We start from the raw sequence: 9,941 nt of genomic DNA, 5'->3' as shown, positions 1-9,941 counted from the left end.
TGACCAACGGTGGTGCCGACGCCTTCGCTCCGGGGCGACCGGATGGCTCTGGCTGAGGCTCTGGCTCCGATTTTCGGGTCGGCTCTTCAACCACCCGGGGCTCGCCGATAATGCCCTCATCCACCTCAACCTCATCGTCAATCGCACCCCAGCCGGTGTCTTCCGTGCGGTGCCCGGTATCGTGATCTACTTCGTCAACCGGTTCGACGTCATCATTCGAGTCATCGGGCTCATCGTATCGCTCCGCCAGCGCGATTCTTTCTTCATCACTGATGATCGGGCGCGTCGGTTTCTGCACCGGATTGCCGAAACGGTTCGGGCGTTCACGCTTAAGATATCCCCGCTCTTCGAGGGTGTCCCTTGATATGGTCCGGGCCCCACCGTTGGGAAGTTCAGGGTTGTGTTCGCTGTCAAGCGGCGACTCATCCAGTTCATCCGCCCCCATGCCCGAGGAAATCGCCATGGATTCTTTTCTGGCACGCCTCATTCGACGAAGGCCGTCGATGACAATGCCGATAATAACCAGGGTACCTATGGCAATTAACCATTCCCTTAGTGACATAATGATGCTGTCCTGTTTGCGAATCGGATATCGTTGCTACTCTAAAAAAAGCCTGTAATGAATACAACGCACAGACGGGCCATATGGCCTTTTTGTCATCTTTGGCGGCCAGAAAAACCGTTCCCCCCCTCAGGCCTCCGCCAGGGCGGCTGCTTCCTCCACATCGACCGACACCAGGCGGGAACATCCCGGCTCGTGCATGGTGACCCCCATCAACTGGTCCGCCATCTCCATAGCGATCTTGTTGTGGGTAATGTAGATAAACTGAACCTGTTTCGACATTTCCGTCACCATGTTGGCGTATCGGGCAACGTTGGCGTCGTCCAGCGGGGCATCCACTTCGTCAAGCATACAGAAGGGTGCCGGGTTGAGCTGGAAAATCGAGAACACCAGTGCAATCGCGGTCAGCGCCTTTTCACCCCCTGACAGCAAATGGATGGTGCTGTTTTTCTTGCCGGGCGGGCGCGCCATGATCGTTACGCCGGTTTCCAGCAGATCTTCCCCGGTCAGTTCCAGAGAAGCGCTGCCCCCTCCGAACACTTTTGGAAACAGTGCCTGCAGCCCACCATTGACCTGATCAAAGGTTTCCTTGAAGCGTTGTCGGGTTTCACGGTCAATTCGACGGATGGCGTTATCGAGCGTTTCCAGCGCTTCCATCAGGTCCTCGTGCTGGCTGTCGAGATACGTCTTGCGCTCACTCTGTACCTGATACTCTTCAATAGCCGCCAGGTTAATGGCTCCCAGACGCTGAATCCGGTTGCCAATTTTTTCCAGTTCGTCGGCCCATGCCTGGTCGGTGGCGTCTTCCGGCAGGTCGTCCAGCACGGTCTGCAGTTTCACATCCAGCTCTTTGAGTTGCTCGATGTAATTGCCCGAACGGATTTCCAGGGCCTGGGATTCCATTTTCAGTTTTTCCAGGCGCGCCCGGATCTCCTGGACTTCGTGCTCGGTTCGGCTTCGCCCCTGCTCTTTGTCCCGCAGGTCACGATCAATTTCTTCCAGCGCGTCCCTGGCCGCACCCAGTTTTTCCTCTTCCGCCAGGCGGCGATCAAGTAGCCCCTCCAGCTGCATCTGGAGATCTTCCATGGGCTCTTCTGCCTGCTCCCGTGATTCACGAAGCATATCCAGACGTTCGTCCAGGCGCTCTTTTTGCAACTGCATGCGGCTTATGGTCTGCTTCAGACCGTCACGTTGACTGTTGAGTGACTGTAACTGGAGCTGAAGCTGATGGGCGTGGTCACGGTCATGGCGCGCTTCCTGTCGCAAATGATCCAGGTTTTCCCGGAGCCTATCGCGACGCTCGAGCAGTTGCTCTTTTTCCTCATCACTGTCTTCGGTGGACGCCAGCGCTTCCTGCCATTCTTCACGGGCTTCCTGAAGCTGCTCGAGTTGCTCTTCAAGGGTCAGCACTACGTCTTCCGCATCGTCCCGAATGCGGTTTAGGCGGGCGTCGATTTGCTCCGCACGGGCTTTCAGTCCGCTGATTCGTGAGGACAGACCACTGAGCTCACGCTCTGCATCACTGAGCTGACCCTGGGCGTCGTCGCGGTTGGCCTCCGCCCGTTCCGCCTTTTCCTGAAGGTGATCCAGTTGCGCGGCGGCCTGTTGCAGCACCGCTTCGGCCTGATCCAGCTCTTGCGCAAGCTGGCTCACTTTTTTCTGGCGCTCGATAACGCCGACCTGCCCTGCGTCGGAATCCGGCATCAGAATCCAGTGCCGCGAAACCCAGATTCCGTCCCGGGTGACAACCGATTCTCCGTCCCGAAGATCGTCTTGCCGGGTTAGCGCGTCGTCCAGGCTTTCCGCGGTATGGATGCCCAGCAGCAATTCACAGATGGCGGCAGGGCCTGACACATTGCCAGCAAGACCAGCCGCGCTTCTTTCAAGCTGGCCCCCGGAGTTAACCAAAGCGAGGCCTTTCGGGGCACCGGCCATCGCGTGATGAACCGACGCCATCCCCGTGACGGTCACACCCTGGCTGAACCGGTTAATAACCTGCTCAACGGCGAATTCCCAGCCATTATCGATGGTCAACTGCTGGGCAACCCGGGGCGCGGACTCCAGCCCGAATTCCCGAAGCCAGGATTGCAGCGCGTCGTCCTGGCTGCCCATCTGTTCATCCAGCAACGTCTGTTGGGAATCGAGAGACGCACGAAGGCTCTGCACTTTCTGGCGGTAGTCCGAGGCCTTTTCTTCAGCGATTTTCTGTTGCTGCCGTGCCTCGTACAGTTCTTCCTGAACCAAAGAAATTCGCTCTGCCGCTTCCTCACGCTGTAGCTGAAGGGTTTCCTGCTGTTCCAAGAGCGATTCAAGCTCGGCCCGATCCAATTGCCCCTCAAGAAGATCCTGCTCGTCTTTCAGACGTTGCTGGCGGGTTTTCAACTGGGTAATGGCATCTTCCAGCGACCGAATCCGCGACTGGGCAAGCTCTGCCTGACGTCGTGCATCGGAAGACCGGGCACTGAACTGCTCCCAGCTCTGCTGCCAGTCACTCATAGTATCTTCGGCGCTTTGCAGCTTCTCGCCGGATTCTTCAGCCCGGATGGCCAGTGCTTCCTGCTCCGGTTCGATCATGTCCAGCTCATCCTGGATACCGGTCAGCTTTTCTTCGTCCTGCTCCAGCTCCCTGGCCAGTTCCCTCTGGTTCGCCAGCGCCTGATCCAGCTCGGTCGCCGTTTGGCGGCTGCGCTCTCTTTGATGCTCAAGGCTCTGTTCGATTCTGGCGATGTCGGCCCCGGCTTCGTAAAAACGGGCCTGGGCCCGGTTGAAATGCTCGGTGCGCTCCTGATGGCTGTCTCTTAGTGCCTCGAGAGAGGTCTCAAGATTGACCCGCTCGGTCAGGTATTTTTCCAGTTCCAGTTCAGTGTCACGGATTTTCGAGCGCCAGGTTTGCAGGTCATTATCAAGCGACCGCCACCTCAGTACTGTCAGTTCCGCCTTTTTCTGCCGTTCTTCCAGCTTGTAGGCTTTGTATTTTTCCGCGGCGGCGGCCTGGCGTTCAAGATGTTGCAATTGACGGCCCAGCTCATCGCGAAGGTCGGTCAGACGCTCCAGGTTTTCCTGAGTACGGCGAATTCGATTCTCGGTTTCCCGTCGCCGTTCCTTGTATTTTGAAATCCCGGCGGCTTCTTCAATATAAACCCGGAGCTCTTCCGGTTTTGCTTCAATCAGCCGGGAGATCATGCCCTGCTCGATGATGGCGTAACTTCGTGGCCCCAACCCCGTGCCCAAAAACAGATCGGTGATGTCACGCCGGCGGCACTTGGAGCCGTTGAGAAAGTACTCCGACTGCCCTTCCCGCGATACTCGGCGGCGTACGGAGATTTCATTGAAGCGCACGAATTCACCGGGTGCGGAACCGTCGCTGTTGTCGAACACCAGTTCAATCGAAGCCTGGCCAACGGGTTTGCGGGCGGTGGACCCGTTGAATATCACGTCTGTCATGGACTCACCGCGCAGGTATTTGGCGGAGCTCTCTCCCATCACCCAGCGCACGGCGTCGATAATATTGGATTTGCCACACCCATTGGGCCCGACAACCGCCGTCATATTGGACGGGAACGGAACCGTGGTGGGATCAACGAAGGACTTGAATCCGGATAATTTAATGGACTTGAGGCGCATATCAGGCGCTTGCCTCCTCCCTGAGGATTCTCAATACCTGGTGCCGCTGGTGCTCACCGAACTGACGTATTGCGGATTCGACCTTCTCAACGTTACCACTGGTGGCGGCGTCTGCCACATGGGTAAAAAACCGCCCGGTTTCGGTCAGTTCTTCACGAAAGTTTTCAAGGGCCACGTAGTAGGTGCGGCTGATCGCCGGCCGGAAATTCTCCAACGTTTCTTCAAGAAAGGGGTTTTCAACCAGCGTGTAAGCGTACCGCATCACCCCGAAACCGGCGTCAATCACTTGTTCAGCGGCGTCAGTCCCGGAGGCGTTGAGGGCGGTGGTCACCGCTTGCAGCTCCCTCGCCTGGCTTACCACACCGGCCAGCTCCGGTCCGGACCACCGCTCCATGACCTTGCGGCCCAGCATGCACAACAGATCAATGTAAATATCATACAGGCTGTTCACCAGCGCGGGCGTCAAGCGCGACACGACAGCTCCCCGCCTTGGGAAAATCTCCACCAGATGCCGGCGCTGCAGAATCAGCAAAGCTTCGCGCACTGAGCCTCGGCTTACATTCAGTTCACCGGCGACTTTCAGTTCCTGAATCCGCTCACCCGGCTGCAAATCACCGGTCATAATGCGCTGCCCGAGGTGCTGGGCAATTTGCTCGGATAGACTTTCGGGGGCCTGAAACCGCATAAAGTTGGATGCTCACTGGTTTGGCTGAGGACACAATAATAAGCGCAAAAGTTTACCACAGGGATCGGCAGACCCCATCCCCTTGTCCGACATTTTGACCAGCAGCGAAAGCGGCAAAACGATGCCAGGATTCCGTCATTTTTGTATCAATTCTGATAATTCTCAATGACCTAAATTAAATACACCTTATAGACTATTGGTTTATAGACATATTTCATAGATGGCATTTTTTTTGCTTTACAGTAGGAAACTCTGAACCAGGCGACCCTTAGTGAAACAGATTCCCTCCATAGCAAAACATGGCCCTCAACCCCAAAAGCTTGCCGCCCTGCGACAAGCGCACCGGGAATGGAGCGAATCTCCGGACACCTTGACCCGCCTGACCCGCAGGCTTTCCACCACACTGTCCCTCGAACACCAGCTCGGCATTCTGGCGGAAGAAATAGGCGGCGTAGTGCCCTTTGACGCGCTCAGCTACCGACACCACATTGGTGGCACGGAATTCGTCTACGCCTCTGGCATGGGTGGCCCCCATACCTGTGACTACCGGCTGAACCTGGAAGGCGACTATTACGGAACCCTGTCTATGAAACGGCGTCAGCGTTTTGTCGAGCAGGAACTGGAAGCCATCGAATTGATGTTAAGCGCGGCTATCTGCCCGATTCGTAACGCTTGCCGGTTTATCTCGATTGAGCAGACCGCCCTGACCGATTCACTGACCGACATTCCCAACAAACGCGCGATGGATCAGTCTTTGCAACGTGCAAGCCTGCTGTCGGACCGTCATGGCGACCAGTACTCGCTGATCCTCTGTGACCTTGACCACTTCAAAGACCTTGACCACTTCAAAGCCGTAAACGACAGCCACGGCCACGTGGTGGGTGATCACATTCTGAAATTGGCGGCGCGAGAGCTCGAAAAGGCCGTCCGGAATTCCGACTCGGTTTACCGGTTTGGTGGTGAGGAGTTTGCCGTTGTTCTGCCACACACCGCCGAGCAGGAAGCCCGGGATGTGGCCGACAGAATTCGCCATGATATCGAGCAGATTGTCGTTAACTGTGGTGAAACCGATATCTCTGTCACTGCCAGCTGCGGTGTCGCGATGCGGTTGGAAGATGAAACCGCGGAGCAATGGGTAGCCCGGGCGGACGAAGCGCTCTACCGGGCCAAGGACCACGGGCGCAATTGCACCCGGGTATTCGCCAGCATTACCTGAAGCGGTTAGCGCTTCTGGCTGCGCCCGGATTTCGGTGCGGGCTTTTTGCCGGCACTTGCGGGTTTTGTCGAGCTGACCTCCCACTTGCGCCCGCTGGTTTTACGGCCCGGTCGACCCGGTTGTTTATTACGCTTGCGCTCCAGGGCCGCCTGCTCGTTGGGGGTTTTGGCGGGGATCGCGACAGCCTCAAGGCCAACAGATTTGCTGATCATATCCACGGCTTTCTGGTCCAGCTCTTCCCACTTACCCACTGACAAACGGCTTGGTAAAAATACCGACCCGTAACGTACCCGCTTCAGCCGACTGACCCGCACCCCCTGGGATTCCCACAGCCGGCGCACTTCGCGATTCCGGCCTTCCATCAGGGTGACGTGAAACCAGCGATTGATACCACTGCCGCCTGCTGGCGTAATGTCAGAAAATTTTGCGGTACCGTCTTCCAGCAACACGCCATCCATCAGCCGCTTCAGCATCTCATCGGTAACCTCGCCAAACACACGCACGGCGTATTCACGGTCAATCTCGCTCGATGGGTGCATCAACCGATTCGCCAATTCGCCATCGGTAGTGAACAGCACCAGGCCGGTGGTGTTGATGTCGAGTCGGCCAATGGAAATCCAACGGTGGTCCCGGAGGCGGGGAAGTCGGTCAAACACGGTGGGCCGGCCTTCGGGATCGCGGCGCGTCGTCACTTCGCCCTCGGGCTTGTTGTAAATCAGCACCCGGCGCACAACCTGGGCACCAGACGTCAACTCCAGACGCTTGCCATCCAGCTCGATACGATCCGTTGTCGTCACCTTCTGGCCGGGCTGCGGGGGCTCGCTGTTGACCGTCAAACGGCCTGCCTCCATCCAGCTTTCTACTTCCCGACGAGAACCCACGCCGGCACGAGAGAGCAATTTCTGGATTCTTTCAGGCTCACCGGCTGCAGCGGGTGAGTGCTTGGGAGCAGAGGCCTTGCCTTCTGGTTTCCCGGGGCGATCGGACGCCATGGTCTTTTCCTTTAAACTGGGCTGATACCCTGGGCATCAGTGAAGTGTCTGATTCGATTCGGTGTCGGTGTCTGGCTCCGGCTGCCCGGGGCCTTGTTCATCATCATCGGTGGAGCCTTCAAACTGAATCTCCGCCTGTATATTCTTTTCAATTTCCCGGCCAATCTCTTCAAGATCCCGCACTTCGGAAAGCGGCGGCAACTGATCAAGCCCCGAGAGATTGAAATAGTCCAGAAACTGACGCGTTGTGGCGTACATGGCGGGTCTGCCCGGCACATCTCGGTGACCCACCACCCTCACCCATTCGCGCTCAAGCAGCGTGCGAACGATATTGCTACTGACCGTGACGCCGCGAATGTCTTCAATCTCACTGCGGGTAATGGGCTGGCGATAGGTGATCAAAGCCAATGTTTCCAGAAGCGCGCGGGAATACCGCGGGGGCTTTTCCTCAAACAGGCGAGCCACCCAGGGGGCGTATTCTTCCCGGACCTGAAGCCGGTAACCGCTGGCCACTTTTTTGAGCTCAAAGCCCCGCCCCTCACAGGCGCGATCAAGCAACGTCAAAACGTGCTCCATGACCTGACGCGCCGGGCGCTCATCCTCAGTGAAAAGCTCCCGAAGCTGCTCCAGAGACATTGGCTTTCCGGCGGCCAGCAATGCGGCTTCCGTTATGGCCTGTATTTTTCGCAGGTTTTCGTCATTCATGGTACGTGTGTCTTGCTTCTCTGGTGACGGATTTAGCTGGCTGCCCGCGCGCGAACATGAATGGGCCCCAGCACTTCTCCCTGAACCACTTCTATTAACTGCTCTTTCACCAACTCCAGGGTTGCCAGGAAGGTGACCACGACACCCAACCGCCCTTCTTCCGGCGTAAACAGACTCTCAAAATTGACAAACCGGTCATCCTCAAGCGCCGCAAGGATCATCGACATACGCTCACGGGTCGACAGCTTTTCCCGTTCAACGTGATGGCTGGTGAACAGGTCGGCACGTTTGAGAACGCCTTGCAGCGCAAGCAGGAGGTCACTCAATTCGACATCCGGATGGGGCTGGCTCGACGGCAGCTTCGGCAGCGCTGCAGAGCCTGCAAAGTGATCCCGCTCCAGACGTGGAAGTTGATCCAGGTCCTCCGCTGCCTTCTTGAAGCGTTCGTACTGCTGCAGACGCCGGATCAACTCTGCCCGGGGGTCCACATCGTCTTCGTCGTCGGTCTCCTGACGGGGCAACAACATGCGCGATTTGATTTCCGCCAGCGTCGCTGCCATCACCAGATACTCGGCCGCCAAATCAAAGCGCATGGCCTCAACGGCACCGATGTAATCCATGTATTGACGCGTAATTTCACTGACGTCGATATCCAGAATATTCATGTTCTGGCGGCGAATGAGGTACAGCAACAAATCCAGCGGCCCCTCAAAGGCTTCCAGAAAAACCGCGAGCGCATCCGGCGGAATGTAAAGGTCCCGGGGCAAATCCACCACGGGTTTTCCGGACACCCGAGCCAATGGTGTCTCGCCGGCGGGTGACCTGGTGTCTTCCCCCGGTTCGACCTGCGTTGTGCTCATGGTGTCATCGGTCATACGGTCTCCAGTACCCGGCAGCGCGCGTTGCCGCGGAGCACTTCAGCGATAGTTCAGGCCCATGGCGGATCGTACTTCGTCAAGCGTGTCTCTGGCTGCATCCCGAGCCTGCTCGCAGCCTTCCTCGATAATGGACTGCACAAGGTCGGGGTTGCCTTCGTACTCACGGGCTCGCTCGTGAAGTGGGCGCTGTTCTTCGATAATCGCGTCAATCAGAGGATTTTTGCAGTCAAGGCAGCCAATACCGGCACTGCGACACCCGGTTTGGACCCACTCCTGAGTATCGGCATCGGAATAGATCTTGTGCATTCCCCACACCGGACACTTCTCCGGCTCGCCCGGGTCGGTCCGGCGCACACGCTGGGGATCGGTTTGCATGGTCCGCACCTTTTTGGCAACGGAGTCCTGATCTTCGCGCAGACCGATGTAATTGTTGTAGGACTTGGACATCTTCTGACCGTCCAGCCCCGGCATTTTCGATTCCGGCGTCAGCAACGGCTGGGGCTCGGGCAGGATGACTTTGCCTCCGCCTTCGATATAACCGTACAAGCGCTCGCGGTCGCCAAGGGAAATATTCTGTTGCTCTTTCAGCAGCGCCCGGGCGGTTTCCAGCGCTTCCATGTCGCCTTCTTCCTGGTACCGCTTTTTCAGGGTGCGATAGAGCTTGGCGTTCTTTTTACCCATCTTCACAATCGCGCCTTCCGCCTGCTCTTCAAAGCCGGGCTCGCGACCGTAAATATGATTGAAGCGGCGAGCCACTTCCCGGGTAATTTCCACGTGGGAGACCTGATCAGCACCGACCGGCACCTTACCGGCGCGATACATCAGAATATCCGCACTCTGCAGCAGCGGATAACCGAGAAAACCGTAGGTGGCGAGGTCTTTTTCCCGCAGTTTTTCCTGCTGGTCCTTATAGGTCGGAATGCGTTCCAGCCAGCCCAGCGGGGTGATCATCGACAGCAGCAGATGCAACTCGGCATGTTCCGGCACGCGGGACTGGATAAACATGGTGGACGATCCGGGATTGACGCCTGCAGCCAGCCAGTCGATGACCATGTCCCAGACACTCTGCTCGATGCCGGCGGTGTCTTCGTAATCCGTGGTCAGTGCGTGCCAGTCGGCAACGAAGAAGAAGCACTCAAATTCATGCTGGAGTTTCACCCAGTTTTTCAGGACACCATGGTAGTGGCCAAGGTGAAGCTTGCCGGTCGGACGCATCCCGGACAAAACCCGTTGCTGGGAATCTACAGAACTCAAAGCAGGAACTCCTTCTGGTGACATT

7 protein-coding genes and 1 pseudogene are annotated in these 9,941 nt (G+C 57.3%); 1 reads left to right on the top strand and 7 read right to left on the bottom strand.

Features of this window, described 5'->3' with window-relative positions; genetic code table 11:
- The 3 genes and pseudogenes from WD429_RS08355 to WD429_RS08345 all read right to left on the bottom strand — a co-directional run.
- Nucleotides 1–562: pseudogene (locus tag WD429_RS08355) on the bottom strand (cell division protein ZipA); the annotation flags it as partial.
- Nucleotides 563–691: 129 nt separating this feature from the next.
- Nucleotides 692–4,186: a chromosome segregation protein SMC gene (smc, locus tag WD429_RS08350; protein WP_368421715.1), complete on the bottom strand. Its 3,495-nt coding sequence runs from the start codon at nucleotides 4,184–4,186 to the stop codon at nucleotides 692–694.
- 1 nt (nucleotide 4,187) lies between these two features.
- Nucleotides 4,188–4,871 (bottom strand): GntR family transcriptional regulator, encoded by a 684-nt coding sequence (locus WD429_RS08345; protein WP_368421714.1) that lies wholly within the window; start codon nucleotides 4,869–4,871, stop codon nucleotides 4,188–4,190.
- 271 nt (nucleotides 4,872–5,142) lie between these two features.
- Here WD429_RS08345 and WD429_RS08340 point away from each other — a divergent pair, with 271 nt between their 5' ends.
- Nucleotides 5,143–6,087 carry a GGDEF domain-containing protein gene (locus WD429_RS08340; protein WP_368421713.1) on the top strand — a complete coding sequence of 315 codons (945 nt, stop codon included), beginning with the start codon at nucleotides 5,143–5,145 and terminating at the stop codon, nucleotides 6,085–6,087.
- Nucleotides 6,088–6,092: 5 nt separating this feature from the next.
- On the opposite strand, the gene rluB is transcribed toward WD429_RS08340, so the two are convergent.
- The 4 genes from rluB to WD429_RS08320 are packed head-to-tail and all read right to left on the bottom strand — an operon-like array spanning nucleotide 6,093 to nucleotide 9,916.
- Nucleotides 6,093–7,079, bottom strand: a complete 987-nt coding sequence (gene rluB, locus WD429_RS08335) for a 23S rRNA pseudouridine(2605) synthase RluB (protein ID WP_368421712.1) — start codon at nucleotides 7,077–7,079, stop codon at nucleotides 6,093–6,095.
- Between the two features lie 36 nt (nucleotides 7,080–7,115).
- Nucleotides 7,116–7,784 (bottom strand): SMC-Scp complex subunit ScpB, encoded by a 669-nt coding sequence (gene scpB / locus WD429_RS08330; protein ID WP_368421711.1) that lies wholly within the window; start codon nucleotides 7,782–7,784, stop codon nucleotides 7,116–7,118.
- 32 nt (nucleotides 7,785–7,816) lie between these two features.
- A complete protein-coding gene (locus WD429_RS08325; RefSeq protein WP_368421742.1) occupies nucleotides 7,817–8,644 on the bottom strand; it encodes a ScpA family protein in 828 nt (275 codons plus the stop codon).
- Between the two features lie 57 nt (nucleotides 8,645–8,701).
- Nucleotides 8,702–9,916, bottom strand: a complete 1,215-nt coding sequence (locus tag WD429_RS08320; RefSeq protein WP_368421710.1) for a tryptophan--tRNA ligase — start codon at nucleotides 9,914–9,916, stop codon at nucleotides 8,702–8,704.
- Between the last annotated feature and the right edge of the window lie 25 nt (nucleotides 9,917–9,941).

Source organism: Marinobacter sp. (assembly GCF_040904845.1).
Lineage (GTDB): Bacteria > Pseudomonadota > Gammaproteobacteria > Pseudomonadales > Oleiphilaceae > Marinobacter.
Note: the sequence above shows the minus strand (reverse complement) of the source record. Positions and strands in the feature narration are given on the sequence as shown.